The organism is Nereida ignava (genome assembly GCF_001049735.1).
Classification (GTDB): domain Bacteria; phylum Pseudomonadota; class Alphaproteobacteria; order Rhodobacterales; family Rhodobacteraceae; genus Nereida; species Nereida ignava.
On the sequence record NZ_CVPC01000005.1, the window covers coordinates 65,433 to 79,577 of the forward strand.

At 53.9% G+C, this 14,145-nt stretch carries 14 protein-coding genes; 12 read left to right on the forward strand and 2 right to left on the reverse strand.

Annotated features, from left to right (window positions below; translation table 11 throughout):
* Nucleotides 1-35 precede the first annotated feature (35 nt).
* Complete coding sequence (gene hemN, locus NIG5292_RS04945) at nucleotides 36-1,391, reverse strand: oxygen-independent coproporphyrinogen III oxidase (RefSeq protein WP_048598403.1); 1,356 nt, start codon at nucleotides 1,389-1,391, stop codon at nucleotides 36-38.
* 54 nt (nucleotides 1,392-1,445) lie between these two features.
* Between hemN and fnrL the strand changes: the two genes are divergently transcribed.
* The 12 genes from fnrL (at nucleotide 1,446) to NIG5292_RS05005 (ending at nucleotide 12,757) form a co-directional block, all read left to right on the forward strand.
* A complete protein-coding gene (gene fnrL, locus NIG5292_RS04950; RefSeq protein ID WP_048598404.1) occupies nucleotides 1,446-2,177 on the forward strand; it encodes a transcriptional regulator FnrL in 732 nt (243 codons plus the stop codon).
* Between the two features lie 122 nt (nucleotides 2,178-2,299).
* Nucleotides 2,300-3,910, forward strand: a complete 1,611-nt coding sequence (ccoN, locus tag NIG5292_RS04955; protein ID WP_048598405.1) for a cytochrome-c oxidase, cbb3-type subunit I — start codon at nucleotides 2,300-2,302, stop codon at nucleotides 3,908-3,910.
* A gap of 12 nt (nucleotides 3,911-3,922) precedes the next feature.
* Nucleotides 3,923-4,648: a cytochrome-c oxidase, cbb3-type subunit II gene (gene ccoO, locus NIG5292_RS04960; protein WP_048598406.1), complete on the forward strand. Its 726-nt coding sequence runs from the start codon at nucleotides 3,923-3,925 to the stop codon at nucleotides 4,646-4,648.
* Nucleotides 4,649-4,664: 16 nt separating this feature from the next.
* Nucleotides 4,665-4,901 (forward strand): CcoQ/FixQ family Cbb3-type cytochrome c oxidase assembly chaperone, encoded by a 237-nt coding sequence (locus NIG5292_RS04965; protein WP_048598407.1) that lies wholly within the window; start codon nucleotides 4,665-4,667, stop codon nucleotides 4,899-4,901.
* A complete protein-coding gene (ccoP, locus tag NIG5292_RS04970) occupies nucleotides 4,894-5,757 on the forward strand; it encodes a cytochrome-c oxidase, cbb3-type subunit III (protein ID WP_048598408.1) in 864 nt (287 codons plus the stop codon). Before NIG5292_RS04965 ends, ccoP begins: the two co-directional genes overlap by 8 nt.
* Before the next feature lie 181 nt (nucleotides 5,758-5,938).
* Entirely contained in the window at nucleotides 5,939-7,351 is a 1,413-nt protein-coding gene (ccoG, locus tag NIG5292_RS04975) for a cytochrome c oxidase accessory protein CcoG (RefSeq protein ID WP_048598409.1), read from the forward strand.
* The gene (locus NIG5292_RS04980; protein WP_048598410.1) at nucleotides 7,348-7,827 is read left to right on the forward strand and encodes a FixH family protein; all 480 of its coding nucleotides are present in this window, start codon (nucleotides 7,348-7,350) and stop codon (nucleotides 7,825-7,827) included. The genes ccoG and NIG5292_RS04980 overlap by 4 nt, the downstream gene beginning before the upstream one ends.
* Nucleotides 7,824-9,950 (forward strand): heavy metal translocating P-type ATPase, encoded by a 2,127-nt coding sequence (locus NIG5292_RS04985; RefSeq protein WP_048598411.1) that lies wholly within the window; start codon nucleotides 7,824-7,826, stop codon nucleotides 9,948-9,950. Before NIG5292_RS04980 ends, NIG5292_RS04985 begins: the two co-directional genes overlap by 4 nt.
* Nucleotides 9,947-10,087: a cbb3-type cytochrome oxidase assembly protein CcoS gene (ccoS, locus tag NIG5292_RS04990; protein WP_048598412.1), complete on the forward strand. Its 141-nt coding sequence runs from the start codon at nucleotides 9,947-9,949 to the stop codon at nucleotides 10,085-10,087. Before NIG5292_RS04985 ends, ccoS begins: the two co-directional genes overlap by 4 nt.
* Nucleotides 10,088-10,143: 56 nt before the next feature.
* A complete protein-coding gene (smpB, locus tag NIG5292_RS04995) occupies nucleotides 10,144-10,623 on the forward strand; it encodes an SsrA-binding protein SmpB (RefSeq protein WP_048598413.1) in 480 nt (159 codons plus the stop codon).
* Nucleotides 10,624-10,719: 96 nt separating this feature from the next.
* Nucleotides 10,720-11,580, forward strand: coding sequence for a 3-mercaptopyruvate sulfurtransferase (sseA, locus tag NIG5292_RS05000; RefSeq protein WP_048598768.1), 861 nt, complete (start codon nucleotides 10,720-10,722; stop codon nucleotides 11,578-11,580).
* Nucleotides 11,573-12,757: an amino acid aminotransferase gene (locus NIG5292_RS05005; RefSeq protein WP_048598414.1), complete on the forward strand. Its 1,185-nt coding sequence runs from the start codon at nucleotides 11,573-11,575 to the stop codon at nucleotides 12,755-12,757. The genes sseA and NIG5292_RS05005 overlap by 8 nt, the downstream gene beginning before the upstream one ends.
* Before the next feature lie 63 nt (nucleotides 12,758-12,820).
* Here the strand turns inward: NIG5292_RS05005 and amt are convergent, their stop codons facing one another.
* On the reverse strand, nucleotides 12,821-14,137 hold the full coding sequence (gene amt, locus NIG5292_RS05010) for an ammonium transporter AmtB (RefSeq protein ID WP_177193405.1): 1,317 nt from the start codon (nucleotides 14,135-14,137) through the stop codon (nucleotides 12,821-12,823).
* Between the last annotated feature and the right edge of the window lie 8 nt (nucleotides 14,138-14,145).

The following is a 14,145-nucleotide window of genomic DNA, read 5'->3' on the forward strand; positions in this document are numbered from 1 at the left end:
GGAGGCGGCCTTTTTATTTTGACCAAGTTCCGCATTCAAACAGCAGCGGAATGGCTTTCGCCGACAGACGTAAAATCATCAATTCGTTTGGCGATGATACGGACCAACGCATATGCCTGATGCCGCAACATCAAGCCCTCCTTACCAATGAACAGCAGGTCCTGAAATTCGTTCATCAGGCTGACAACCGTTTGACGGATCACTGTCTCTTGATCCGGAAAAGCAGCCATCAGCTTTTTATCATCAATCGCAAAACGGCACATTAGGTCCTCAACCATTTGCGCGACCAGCAGATCATGGTCAGACATCACGTAGCCTTTATGACCAGCAAAGCCGGTGTCAGCTATTCTCTCTTGGTAGGCAGAAGTTGACGGCGCGTTTTGAATGAAGCCCTCGCGAAATTTAGAAATGGCTGAAGCGCCAAACCCGATCAAAGTGTCCGCGGTATCATCTGTGTAGCCCTGAAAGTTACGGCGAAGTTGCCCGCGCGCGTCGGCGTCAAAAAGGCTATCGGTCGCAAGGGCAAAGTGATCAATTCCAATCATACCGTAGCCTGCATCGACAAACCGGCGCTGTGCAATCTCGGCCAGCTCAAAGCGAGTAATTGGCTTTGGCAAATCTGCTTCATTGATCATCACTTGCCGCTTCGACATCCAAGGCACATGCGCATAGCCATAAATAGCCAGCCTATCGGGACGCATTTTCAAAACTTGGTTGATCGTCGCATGAAAGCTCTGATGCGTTTGTGTGGGCAATCCATAGAGCAAGTCCATGTTGATGCTCGGCACGCCCGCGGCCCGCAGATGTGTCACCACACGGGCCGTTTGTTCAAAATTCTGGGGCCGGCCAATGGCGTCTTGTACGTGCTCGGCAAAGTCCTGCACGCCGATACTGGCGCGGTTAAGGCCGAATTCGACCAGCGTATCCAGCAATTCAGTTGATGCCTCGGTAGGATCAATTTCTACGGAAAACTCATGCGTCGCCGTACGCTCAAACGCGCCAAAAATACTACCAAGAAAATCGCGCATAGTGTTTGCGGATAATATAGTTGGCGTCCCGCCCCCAAGGTGAAGACGTGCCATCTTCACACCCTTCGGTAACTTCGAGCGCACCTTTGTGATCTCGGCTTTCAGCACCTCTACATAGGCATCAACGGGGCGCAGCGTTCTTGTCCCTTGGGTTCGGCATGCACAAAACCAACACAGCCTTTTGCAGAATGGGATGTGGACATAAACAGAAATTTCCGCCCCATCTGGAACGGCGCGCAACCAACTGTCTTGATGCCGAGGCCCAACGCCGTTTTCAAAATGATTGGCTGGAGGGTAGCTTGTGTAGCGCGGAACTTTCGCGTCGAACAGCCCGTATTTGTTGAGAAGTGCTATCTTTTCCATGTGCTTTGGTATTAAATACCTTCAGCCAACAGTCCTTGATATAGATCAACCGTAATGAACTTTTCTGTCGATAACGCAGTGAGATGTAGTGAATGCCCGATCCGCCATCGCGCCGTATGTGCAAAATGCGATACGGATGAGCTTTTGACGCTTGAAGGCATGAAATCCTACCGCACTTTCAAAGCGGGTGAGACTATTTTGTGGCGCGGTGAGAAGCTAGAGTATGTTGCATCTCTGGTGCAAGGCGTCGCATCTCTTTCAAAGACATTAGAAGACGGTCGCACCCAAATGGTGGGTCTTTTGCTAGCGTCGGATTTCATTGGCAGACCCGGGCGCGACGAGATTGAATTTGATGTCACAGCGACAACAGATGTCACTTTGTGTTGCTTCAACAAAGAGCCGTTTGAGCAACTGGTCGAGACAACGCCCCATGTGGCACAACGCCTGATGGAACTGGCACTTGATGAGCTCGACGTTGCCCGCGATTGGATGCTGTTGCTCGGTCGCAAAACTGCGCGCGAAAAAATCGCAACTTTTGTTGAGATGCTTGTCCGCCGCTCACAGTTGCCCGAAGACAACGGCACCGCCAGTGTATCGCTGCCCATGACGCGTGACCAAATTGCGAACTTTCTTGGCCTCACTCTTGAGACAGTCAGCCGTCAATTAAACAGCCTCAAGAAAGACGGTGTCCTCAGTTTTAATGATCGCAAACACCTTGTGGTCGAGGACCTATCCGCCTTGCACGAAGCAACTGGCGACGACTCTGACGGCGGAATTATTTTTTAAACATATTCCAAAGATTGCGGAGACTCTTGATGTAGATCAAGGACCGACCGCACCGCATCTTCATAAAACGACCTCGCGAACAAAGGCATCACAAAGGTGCTTTGGAATTACGAGGGCGTTTCATGGATTACTTCAAAATCATAATCTTGGGCCTCATCACATTCATTGCCGCTGTTGCGGCAAGTAACGGCTATGATCTGGCGTATAAGCTGCATGCCGTGATCATCATGGTGGTGGCTTTTGGAATGCTTGTTTGGGTGCTACGCACATCAGACGAGCCACAGAAAATTGCACCGGAAGGCGCATATTTTGACGGGGTCATCCGTGCGGGCGTCATTGCCACGGCGTTTTGGGGCATTGCTGGCTTTTTGGTCGGCACGTTTATCGCCTTCCAGCTTGCGTTCCCTGCCCTAAACTTTGACTGGGGCCAGCCGTTCACAAACTTTGGCCGTCTGCGCCCATTGCACACATCTGCCGTAATTTTCGCCTTTGGCGGCAACGCCCTGATCGCCACGTCGTTGTATGTCGTGCAGCGGACATCGGGCACACGGCTTTGGGGTGGCAACACCGCGTGGTTTGTCTTTTGGGGCTATCAGTTGTTCATCGTGATGGCCGCAACCGGCTACCTTTTGGGTGGTACACAAAGTAAAGAATACGCCGAGCCCGAATGGTATGTAGACCTTTGGTTGACCATCGTTTGGCTGACGTATCTGGCCGTGTTCCTTGGAACAATTTTCAAACGCCGCGAGAAGCACATCTATGTGGCCAACTGGTTTTTCCTAAGCTTTATAATCACTGTGGCAATGCTTCACGTGGTCAACAACCTGTCCATTCCTATCAGCATCTGGGGATCGAAGTCCGTCCAAGTCTTTTCGGGCGTACAAGACGCGATGACCCAGTGGTGGTACGGCCACAATGCCGTTGGCTTCTTCCTGACAGCGGGCTTCTTGGGCATGATGTACTACTTCGTTCCCAAGCAAGCAGGCCGGCCGGTTTACAGCTATAAGCTTTCTATCATTCACTTCTGGGCGCTGATCTTTTTGTACATCTGGGCAGGCCCGCACCACCTGCACTACACCGCGTTGCCAGACTGGGCATCGACCTTGGGCATGGTGTTCTCGATCATCCTTTGGATGCCCTCATGGGGCGGCATGATTAATGGTCTGATGACGCTTCAAGGGGCGTGGGACAAACTTCGTACTGATCCAATTCTGCGTATGTTTGTGCTGTCACTGGGCTTTTACGGCATGTCCACCTTCGAAGGGCCAATGATGTCGATCCGCGCCGTGAACTCGCTCTCACATTACACAGACTGGACAATCGGCCACGTTCATTCTGGCGCACTTGGCTGGAACGGCATGATCACTTTTGCCTGCATCTACTTCCTCACTCCAAAACTTTGGGGCCGTCAGCAGATGTATTCCGTCAGCGCGATCAGCTGGCACTTCTGGTTGGCCACGTTGGGTATCGTTCTTTATGCCGCGTCAATGTGGGTCACTGGCATCATGGAAGGCCTGATGTGGCGCGAGGTCGATGACCAAGGGTTCCTCGTGAATTCCTTTGCAGACACCGTAAGCGCGAAGTTCCCGATGTATGTGGTCCGTGGTTTGGGCGGGGTTCTGTTCCTGGCTGGCGCATTGGTCATGGTCTGGAACATGTGGATGACCATCCGCGGGGCGAAACCCGCGGTGGCCAATGTCCCCGGCGCACTCAATCTTTCACCCGCAGAATAAGGAGGTCGTTCAATGGCTTTTCTTGATAAACACGCAATCCTCGAGCGTTCTCCAACCCTGCTTTTGACAGCATCTCTTTTGGTGGTGACTGTCGGTGGCATGGTCGAGATTGCACCGCTCTTTTGGCTCGAAAACACAATTGAGGATGTAGAAGGCGTGCGCCCCTATACGCCGCTCGAGCTGGCGGGTCGGGACATCTATATCCGCGAGGGGTGCTATACCTGCCACAGCCAAATGATCCGTCCGATGCGCGATGAAGTCGAACGCTATGGGCATTATTCACTGGCGGCCGAATCGCAATACGATCACCCGTTTCAGTGGGGGTCAAAACGCACCGGTCCTGATCTGGCACGCGTTGGTGGTAGATACTCAGATGCTTGGCATGTGGATCACCTCAAAGACCCGCAATCAGTTGTTCCCGAGAGCATCATGCCGAAATACGCCTTCTTGGCGTCGGCTGATCTTCAAACAAACCAGACCGAGGCAACCTTACGAACCCACCAGTTTGTGGGGGTTCCCTACTCGGATCAGCAAATTGAGGCGGCAGTTGTTGATCTGCGCAATCAAGCTGACCCCGACAGTGACTATGACGGCCTAGAAGATCGCTATCCCGGTGTCGTGGTGTCGAACTTTGATGGCCAGCCAGAGTTGACCGAAATGGATGCCCTCATCGCATATCTCCAAGTCTTGGGCACCATGGTCGACTTCTCAACATTCACCCCCGACGCAAGCCGCTAATCAAAGGAGGTCCACAATGGATACCTATTCACTGCTCCGCCAAATTGCTGACAGCTGGGTTCTTTTGGCCATGTTTGTTTTCTTTATCGGAACAGGCATCTGGGCATTTTTGCCAAGCCAACGCAGCGCCCGCACAGAGGCAAGCATGATCCCGTTTCGCAACGATGACAGCGCCAAAACCTGCTCTGGGACATGTGAAACGTGCAAATGCAACGCCGCTGCTTTGAACGCGAAAGGACAATTCGATGTCTGATAAAAAAGTAGATGATGCGACCGGCGTTGAGACAACGGGTCACAGCTGGGACGGCATTTCAGAACTGAACAACCCGCTACCGCGTTGGTGGCTCTGGACCCTTTATGCCACTATTATCTGGGGCATTGCATATACCATCGCCTATCCCGCGTGGCCCATGATCAGCGGTGCGACCGAAGGCATGCTTGGCTACTCAACGCGCGGCGAAGTCGCCACACAAATCGCTGAGCATGAGGCCAAGAACGAAGACCTTGTGGCTCAACTTGTTGCGGCTGATCTAGAGACCTTGCCCCCAAGTGATGACCTGCACCGCTATGCAGTGTCTCGGGGTGGCGCTGTCTTCCGCGCCAATTGTAGCCAGTGTCACGGCTCGGGTGCTGCGGGCGCAGTTGGCTATCCGAACCTTCTTGATGATGACTGGCTCTGGGGCGGCGACATCACAAACATCGCGGCAACAGTTGCCCACGGCATTCGAAACGAAACGGATGACGATGCGCGCTGGTCTGAGATGCCCGCCTTTGATGAAATCCTCGAGGACGCCGAAATTGCAGCAGTCGTTGAGCATGTGATCAGCCTCTCATCCCCTGATCACGATGCAAGCATTACAGATCAGGGAGCAGCAATCTTTGAAGAGAACTGCTCGGCTTGCCACGGAGACGCCGCACTAGGTAATCGCGACATTGGCGCACCAAATCTGGCTGATGCAATTTGGCTTTACGGCGGTGATCGTAGCGCCCTTGAACACTCGGTTCGCAACGCACGTTTCGGTCAAATGCCCGCATGGGGGCAACGTCTGTCTGAGGCCGATGTGCGCGCAGTTTCTGTCTATGTCCACGCCCTCGGCGGCGGCGAATAAGACGGATAGAAAGAGGCCTCCTCCCGATGGCCTCTTTCACACCTCGAAGCGGCCCTGTTCGCAAAACGCTGCCGCTTCGGGGCACATCCTTTACCCTCACAATTTTGCATATGTTTGACCCAGATCAAGGTCAGCGCACCCCTTCAGCGTCTATGTTCATCCTGCGAACAGGAACAAACACATGTCAGAAAACCCTCCCCTTTATGCCGCCCAAGAACCAGTTTTTCCCCGGCGCGTGTCAGGCAAATTCCGAAACCTTAAGTGGTGGATCATGGCCGTCACCTTGGGGATTTACTACCTGACGCCGTGGATACGCTGGGACCGCGGGCCAAGCCTACCGGACCAAGCAGTGCTTATCGACATGGCACACCGGCGGTTTTACTTCTTTTGGATCGAAATTTGGTCACACGAGTTTTACTTTGTGGCAGGGCTGCTCATCATGGCCGGTCTGGGGCTGTTTTTGTTCACCTCGGCGCTTGGTCGCGTGTGGTGCGGCTATACCTGCCCACAGACCGTGTGGACTGACCTGTTCATTCTAGTCGAGCGCTGGATTGAGGGCGACAGAAATGCCCGCGTTAGGCTCTATAATGCCAAGTGGACACTGAAAAAATGGCGTCTGCGGATCACCAAGTGGATTGTTTGGCTTCTGATCGCAGTGGCAACAGGTGGCGCGTGGGTGTTCTATTTTGCCGATGCGCCGACCCTGCTGAACCAGCTGGCAACGCTTTCAGCACATCCAGTTGCTTATGGGACGATCGCAGTTCTGACTGCCACAACGTTTGTTTTTGGCGGTTTCATGCGCGAGCAAGTCTGCATCTACATGTGCCCTTGGCCGCGCATTCAAGCCGCAATGATGGACCCCGATACCCTAACAATCGGCTACCGCGATTGGCGTGGTGAGCCGCGCGGCAAACAGCGCGTCGAAGGCGCCGGAGACTGCATTGATTGCATGGCCTGCGTCAATGTTTGTCCCATGGGAATTGATATTCGCGACGGCCAACAAATGGAATGCATCACCTGCGGGCTGTGTATTGATGCTTGTGATGACATCATGGACAAAATCGGAAAGCCGCGCGGATTAATTGATTATCTGGCTCTATCAGATGAAACAGCAGAGCGCGCTGGCAAGCCGCCCAAAGCAATTTGGAAGCACGTATTTCGCCCCAGAACCATACTCTATACGGCGCTTTGGTCTCTGATTGGTGTGGGTCTTGTGTACGCTTTGTTCGTGCGCACAGACATTGAATTAACCGTCAGCCCCGTGCGTAATCCGACATTCATCGTTCAGTCTGATGGGGCTATCCGCAACGTTTACGAAGTGCGCCTGCGCAACAAATTAGGTGAGCCACGCCAGTTTCACCTAAGCCTTTCGAGCGATGAAATTCTACGCATTGACGTTGACGGAACTAATGGTCGCCTAACTTTTGATGTGCCCGCCAATGCCACACAGCTCAAACGTGTCTACCTGACTGCGCGCGCCACAGACCCTGCCGCACGTGTTGCAAACACGCCCGTCCGCATCTGGGTAGAGGACATCTCAAGCACCGAACGCGCCTACCGCGACACCACGTTTAACGGAAAGGTTTCACAATGACCCAAGTACGCCCAAACACAGCCACGGCTTTCACGATCAAGGGCTGGCACGTCTTTGCCGTTTTCGCCACGGCCTTCGGGATTATCATCTCCGTCAACCTGACGCTGGCGTTCAACGCAGTGCGCACCTTCCCAGGTCTTGAGGTGAAAAACTCTTACGTTGCCAGTCAGTCCTTCAACCAAGACAGGGCAGCGCAACTTTCTTTGGGCTGGTCTGTCGCCGCCAAAGTACAAAACGACGAGTTAATCTTGACCATTGTGCAAGACGGCAATCCCATTGCACCGCGTATTGAACAAGCCATCTTTGGCTGCGCCACATCTGTTGCCGCAGATCAAACGCCACAGTTCGTACACGACGGCACGTCCTTTCGCGCCAAAGTGGTGGCGGGTGCGGGCAACTGGAACTTGCGCCTGAAGGCCCGCGCAGAAGACGGCACCCTATTTCAACAACGCATCATCGTAGAGACCCCGAAATGACAGCCGCCTGCCCTGCCTGCATCGGCGCAACGGGTCCCGCAGAATTTGCGGCAAGCAATGCACCTGATGCGATGCAATTTTCGTTGCCAACAATTCACTGTACCGCCTGTATCGGAAAGATTGAACGCGGACTAGTCAGCCAAAACGGCGTGCAGTCAGTTCGTGTAAATCTGTCTCTAAAGCGCCTTACAGTAACTGGTCCGGTACAATCAGACGCCATCATATCCGCCGTAAAATCGCTCGGGTTTGAGATATATCCTCTGGATGCTGCGACACTTGCAAACACAACGGATAAAGCAGGCCGCAACCTGTTAATCCGTATGGCCGTCGCGGGCTTTGCCATGATGAACGTGATGCTCTTGTCCGTGGCTGTCTGGTCAGGTGCTTCTGACGCAACGCGCGATTTCTTCCACCTGATCTCGGCTGCGATCGCCCTGCCAACCGTCGCCTATTCCGCCCAACCGTTCTTTCAAAATGCTCTGAGTGCCTTGCGTAAAGGTGGTTTGAACATGGATGTGCCAATCTCTCTGGCCATCATATTGGCTGCTGGAATGTCGCTGTTTGAAACCTTGAATGGTGGGGAACACGCCTACTTTGATGCAGCTGTGTCACTGACCTTCTTTTTGCTAATTGGTCGTTATCTTGACCATCAGACCCGCTCTGCAGCACGTTCTGCGGCCAAAGAACTGACTGCGCTTGAAAGCCATACGGCTGACCGTATTCGGAACGGTGTTGCGCAGACGGTCCAACTGTCAGAAGTGGCCGTTGATGACATTATCGCTGTCCCCGCAGGCACCCGCGTCCCAGTAGACGGCGTTCTGTTGAGCGAAGCTGCATTGATGGATCGGTCGTTTCTGACAGGCGAAAGTGCGGCCGTGCACTTGAACCAAGGATCAGAGATTCAAGCAGGTGAAGTGAACCTTGCAGGACCGCTGCAAATTCGCGCAACTGCCGTTGGTGAAGACACAACTCTGCGCCGGATGGCAGAACTGGTGGAATTGGCAGAGAGCGGGCGCAACGGCTATACCGCGCTGGCCGACCGTGCAGCCGCGATCTATGCACCGGCCGTTCATTTGTTGGCATTGGTCGCGTTTTTAGCATGGTGGGTAATCGGCGGCGACGTACGTCATGCCCTCAATATCGCGATTGCGGTGCTGATCATTACCTGCCCCTGCGCCCTTGGTTTAGCAGTTCCAGCAGTCACAACTGCCGCCATCAGCAGGCTCTTCAACGCGGGCTTTCTGGTCAAACACGCCACTGCCCTCGAACGACTGGCCGAGGTGAATTACGTTGTGTTCGACAAAACAGGGACTTTGACGAAACCTGCCGTCCACGTGCCAGAAAATCTTACAAAGACAGAGCGCGCGGTCGCGCTTGGGTTGGCACAAGTCTCGCACCACCCAATGTCGCGTGCATTGGTTGAGCAATTGCAAACGCAATCGCCCGCCCCGTTGGAGGATATCACAGAAGTTGTCGGCCAAGGTGTTCAGGGGCGGTATCTTGGTCAGGAGGTTCAACTTGGACGGGGTCAATGGCTTGGTGCGTCATTTGCGGGGTTGGGCATGCGCATCGGTGATGCAAGCCCAATTCAGTTTGAAGCACCCGAAACCCTTCGCACCGGTGTGCGTGAGGCCCTATCGGAATTGTGCTTACCTGCAGAAGTTGTCACCGGCGACGCGACCGAGCCTGCACAAAGCTTTGCCAAACGGATCGGACTGAAGATCACTGCAAACGCGCGTCCCACTGATAAGCTTGAGCGGATCAGCGCGCTGGAGGCGGAGGGTAAACGTGTTCTCATGGTGGGTGACGGGCTGAATGACACCGCCGCATTGGCGTCAGCACATGCATCAATCGCGCCGGCCTTGGCGCTTGAGGCATCGCGCAGCGCATCTGATGTGGTCATTTTGAAAGACAACTTCACCGCGCTGCCCATGGTTTTGCGCGTTGCCAAGGCGACCCAAGACCTATCCAAACAGAACTTCGCAATTGCGGCGGCCTACAACATGATCGCAATCCCCATCGCCCTTGCAGGAGCGGCGACCCCCCTTGCGGCGGCGCTGGCAATGTCAGTTTCCTCCATTACAGTTTTGCTCAATTCGCAACGCATGAGGTCCGTCAAATGAACGTATTAGTTGTCCTCATTCCGATTTCCCTAATCTTGGGTGGGCTCGGCCTTGCTGCTTTTTTATGGGCCGTGAAGTCTGACCAATTTGATGATGCCCAAGGCAACGCAGCCCGTATTTTACTTGATGATGAATGAGGCCCCGCGCCATGACGAACCTTGCCAAGCGGCATTGCTGCGCTTAGGTCTGCCCCATGGCCAAACCAAAGACAGACCCCAATTATAAAGTTATCGCCGAGAACCGCCGCGCGCGATTTGATTATGCTATCGAGAGCGATCTTGAAGTTGGCATGATGTTGATGGGGTCCGAGGTGAAATCCCTTCGTACGGGGTCGGCCAACATTGCCGAAAGCTATGTGACTGTCGAAGACGGCGAGATGTGGATCGTGAACTCCTACATCAGCCTTTATGCCCAAGCAAAAACTTGGGGCCACATTGAGCGTCGCCGTCGCAAGCTTCTGGCGTCGCGCAAAGAAATTGCTCGGTTGTGGCAAGATGTAAGCCGTAAGGGCATGACGATTGTGCCGCTGGTTGTTTATTTCAATCACAAAGGGCTGGTCAAAATGAAGATCGGCCTCGCCAAAGGTAAGAAGAACCACGACAAGCGTGATACCTCTGCCAAGCGCGATTGGGGGCGTCAGAAACAACGCCTTTTGAAGCAAGGCAGCCAGTAACTTACCGTTTGAGAATTTACAGTTTACTTGGCGCATTCTTGCGTTATGTCGCTGCGCAGACTACCTGTGCCCCGCAACATCTGGAAAGCTGACCTCATGGAAAATGATATAAAATCACTCGTGTCCACTGATTGGCTCGCCGAGCACATCAAGGACCCTGATCTGCGCATTCTGGATGCATCTTGGTATCTGCCTGACGCGGGTCGTGACCCACGGTCTGAATTTGACGCAGCACATATCAAAGGGGCACGATTCTTTGATATTGATGAAGTCGCTGATCTTCGTTCGGCACTGCCGCACACCGTACCACCAGTTGAGAAATTTATGTCCCGCATGCGCGCGATTGGCGTAGGCGACGGGCATCAGGTGGTGGTCTATGATGGTGCGGGCCTGTTTAGCGCGGCGCGTGTTTGGTGGACATTCCGCCTGATGGGTTTTGAAAACGTCGCTGTATTGGATGGCGGGCTGCCTAAATGGCAAGCAGAGGGTCGCCCCGTTGACGCCAAGCCCGCGACAATTCGTGACCGCCACATGATCGTGAAACGCCAAGACCACCTCATTAAGGACGTCACCCAAGTTGCCCGTGCCGCCAAGCTGGAAGATCACACAATCATCGATGCGCGTCCCGCACCGCGGTTTGAGGGCACAGCCCCAGAACCCCGTGAAGGCATGCGTGCAGGCCACATTCCCAATTCGCAAAATGTGCCGTTCTCGACCCTTCTGAACGATGATAAAACAATGAAACCCAAAGCTGATCTTCAGGCGATTTTTGACGCCGCTGGCGCAGATTTGTCCAAGCCGATTATCACCACGTGTGGCTCCGGCGTAACTGCCTGCGTCCTTGCGCTTGCTCTCTACCAAATCGGCAAAACCGATGCCGCAGTTTATGATGGCAGCTGGTCAGAGTGGGGCATGTACGGCGATCTTCCAATTGCAACAGGACCGGCAGATGCTTGAGAACCTCCAACCCCAAGCGGGTGATAAAATCCTCGCACTCATGGCGGCATACCGCGCTGATCCACGCGACACCAAAATTGATCTTGGTGTAGGGGTTTATAAGGACGCCACGGGACACACACCCATCATGCGGGCCATTAAATCAGCCGAGCACCGCCTTTGGGAGGAGCAAGACACCAAAACATACGTTGGGCTTGCCGGTGATCCAGAGTTCAGCGCGGCTATGGCCCGTTTGGTTTTGGGAGATGGCACAAACCTTGATCAGGTAGCGGCCGCCGCCACCCCCGGTGGTACGGGCGCCATCCGTCAGGGCTTTGAGTTAATCCGCCATGCGAACCCCGATGCGACGGTCTGGATTTCAAACCCCACGTGGCCAAACCACCCCTCTATTCTTAGCTACCTTGGCATACCCACCAAAGAGTACCGCTACTTTGATGCGCAAACACGCGGAACAGACATTGAGGGCATGCTTGCCGATTTAACAGGTGCAAAAGCCGGTGACGTTGTTCTGCTGCATGGGTGCTGCCACAACCCGACCGGTGCGAACCTGACTGCTCCTGAATGGCAGCGCGTTATTGATTTGATGCAAGATCATGGGCTGATCCCGTTTATCGATATCGCATATCAGGGCTTTGGTGACGGGCTTGAAGAAGACGCCGCAGCGACCCGCACAGTGGTTCAACAGATGCCGCAAACCCTGATTGCTGCAAGCTGTTCAAAGAATTTTGGCATCTACCGCGAGCGGACAGGTGTGCTGATGGCCATCAGCCAAGACGCCGCAGTGAAAAAAACGGCTCAAGACACGCTTGCGTTTTTGAACCGTCAGAACTTTAGTTTTCCACCGGATCATGGCGCACGGCTGGTGACGATGATTTTGCAGGACGAAACGCTGCGCGCAGAATGGGCGAGTGAGCTTGAAGAAGTCCGCCTCAATATGCTGGGCCTACGGCAACAGTTAGCTGATGAGATGAAACGTCTGACTAACTCGGACCGGTTTGATTTCATCGCAACGCACCGCGGGATGTTCAGCCGTATTGGTGCCACCCCAGAGCAAGTCGAAAAGCTGCGCCAAGATCACGGCATTTACATGGTTGGCGACAGCCGCGTGAACATTGCCGGACTAAGCGCGTCAACCGTCCCTGTTCTGGCACGCGCGTTGGTTGAAGCAGGCGTATAAATAGAAAAGGCCCCCCACATTGCTGCGGGGGGCAAGTTTTTCGAAAATACCAACGGGAAGGTGTTAGCCTTTCGAGAACTCAGGGTATGCTTCCATTCCCAACTCGGTCACGTCCAAGCCGTTGATTTCTGCTTCTTCGCTGACACGGATGCCGATCACACCCTTCATCAATGTGAAGGCAATCAAGCTTACGACGAAGACGAAGATACCGATTGCTGCAAAGCCGATGAACTGTGTCACGAATGACGTGTCAGCTGTGTAAACCGGCACAACCATTGTGCCCCAGAAACCTGCGATCAAGTGGACCGGAATGGCACCAACGACATCGTCAATCTTCAGTTTGTCGAGCATTGGAACAGCAACCACAACGATCACACCACCAACAGCACCAATCCAAAGTGCACCGAACAATGTTGGGTCAAGCGGACCAGCAGTGATAGACACCAGACCAGCAAGCGCACCGTTTAGAACCATTGTCAGGTCAGGCTTTTTGTAGAGAGCTTGTGTCAGCAACAGGGCTGCAACCGCACCGGCAGACGCTGCCATGTTTGTGTTTGCAAAGATACGACCAACGTCAGTGATGTCGCCAACTGTACCCGCAGCAAGCTGTGAGCCACCGTTAAAGCCGAACCAACCCAACCACAGGATAAATGTACCCAAAGTGGCAAGCGCAAGGTTAGAACCTGGCATTGGCACAACACGGCCGTCTTTGTATTTCCCAATCCGCGCACCAAGAACCAAGGCACCTGCGAGTGCGGCGAAACCACCAGCTGCGTGCACCAAAGTTGAGCCAGCAAAGTCAGAGAAACCCATCTCGGACAACCAGCCGCCGCCCCACTGCCAGCTTGCTTCGATCGGATAGATGAAGCCGGTCAGGACAACAACAAAGATCAAGAAAGGCCACAGTTTTACGCGCTCGGCCAATGTGCCTGAAACGATAGAAGCAGTTGTCGCACAGAACATCAGTTGGAAGAAGAAGTCAGAGGCAACAGATGCGTAATCCAATGATGCATCAGCAGCGCCTAGGCCAACTGGCTCAAGCGATGTGGGGCTAAAGCCACCAAGCCAACCTTCGATGATCCATTCACCTGGGTACATCAGGTTAAAGCCAACGGCCCAATACATGATGCCTGCAAGTGAAAACAGAGCGATGTTTTTGGTAAGCTGCGTGGTAACGTTTTTCGAACGCACCAAACCCGCTTCCAGCATCGCAAAGCCAGCGGCCATCCAGAAAACCAAAAAGCCGCCAACCAAAAACAGCAGCGTTGTCATGATGTAGGGGCCGATTTCGTCAAAGCCCGGCGCAGCGTCCTGTGCAAAACCCATGCTCGGCAGCGCAATCGCGGCTGCAGCAAGGGGGAGTGATTTCATAAATTTCATCGGTCCAT

Excerpts from the sequence above, each read along its gene's own strand:
- hemN (WP_048598403.1), bottom strand. The coding sequence starts at position 1,391 with ATGGAAAAGATAGCACTTCTCAACAAATACGGGCTGTTCGACGCGAAA.
- fnrL (WP_048598404.1), top strand. The coding sequence starts at position 1,446 with ATGAACTTTTCTGTCGATAACGCAGTGAGATGTAGTGAATGCCCGATC.
- ccoN (WP_048598405.1), top strand. The coding sequence starts at position 2,300 with ATGGATTACTTCAAAATCATAATCTTGGGCCTCATCACATTCATTGCC.
- ccoO (WP_048598406.1), top strand. The coding sequence starts at position 3,923 with ATGGCTTTTCTTGATAAACACGCAATCCTCGAGCGTTCTCCAACCCTG.
- NIG5292_RS04965 (WP_048598407.1), top strand. The coding sequence starts at position 4,665 with ATGGATACCTATTCACTGCTCCGCCAAATTGCTGACAGCTGGGTTCTT.
- ccoP (WP_048598408.1), top strand. The coding sequence starts at position 4,894 with ATGTCTGATAAAAAAGTAGATGATGCGACCGGCGTTGAGACAACGGGT.
- ccoG (WP_048598409.1), top strand. The coding sequence starts at position 5,939 with ATGTCAGAAAACCCTCCCCTTTATGCCGCCCAAGAACCAGTTTTTCCC.
- NIG5292_RS04980 (WP_048598410.1), top strand. The coding sequence starts at position 7,348 with ATGACCCAAGTACGCCCAAACACAGCCACGGCTTTCACGATCAAGGGC.
- NIG5292_RS04985 (WP_048598411.1), top strand. The coding sequence starts at position 7,824 with ATGACAGCCGCCTGCCCTGCCTGCATCGGCGCAACGGGTCCCGCAGAA.
- ccoS (WP_048598412.1), top strand. The coding sequence starts at position 9,947 with ATGAACGTATTAGTTGTCCTCATTCCGATTTCCCTAATCTTGGGTGGG.
- smpB (WP_048598413.1), top strand. The coding sequence starts at position 10,144 with ATGGCCAAACCAAAGACAGACCCCAATTATAAAGTTATCGCCGAGAAC.
- sseA (WP_048598768.1), top strand. The coding sequence starts at position 10,720 with ATGGAAAATGATATAAAATCACTCGTGTCCACTGATTGGCTCGCCGAG.
- NIG5292_RS05005 (WP_048598414.1), top strand. The coding sequence starts at position 11,573 with ATGCTTGAGAACCTCCAACCCCAAGCGGGTGATAAAATCCTCGCACTC.
- amt (WP_177193405.1), bottom strand. The coding sequence starts at position 14,137 with ATGAAATTTATGAAATCACTCCCCCTTGCTGCAGCCGCGATTGCGCTG.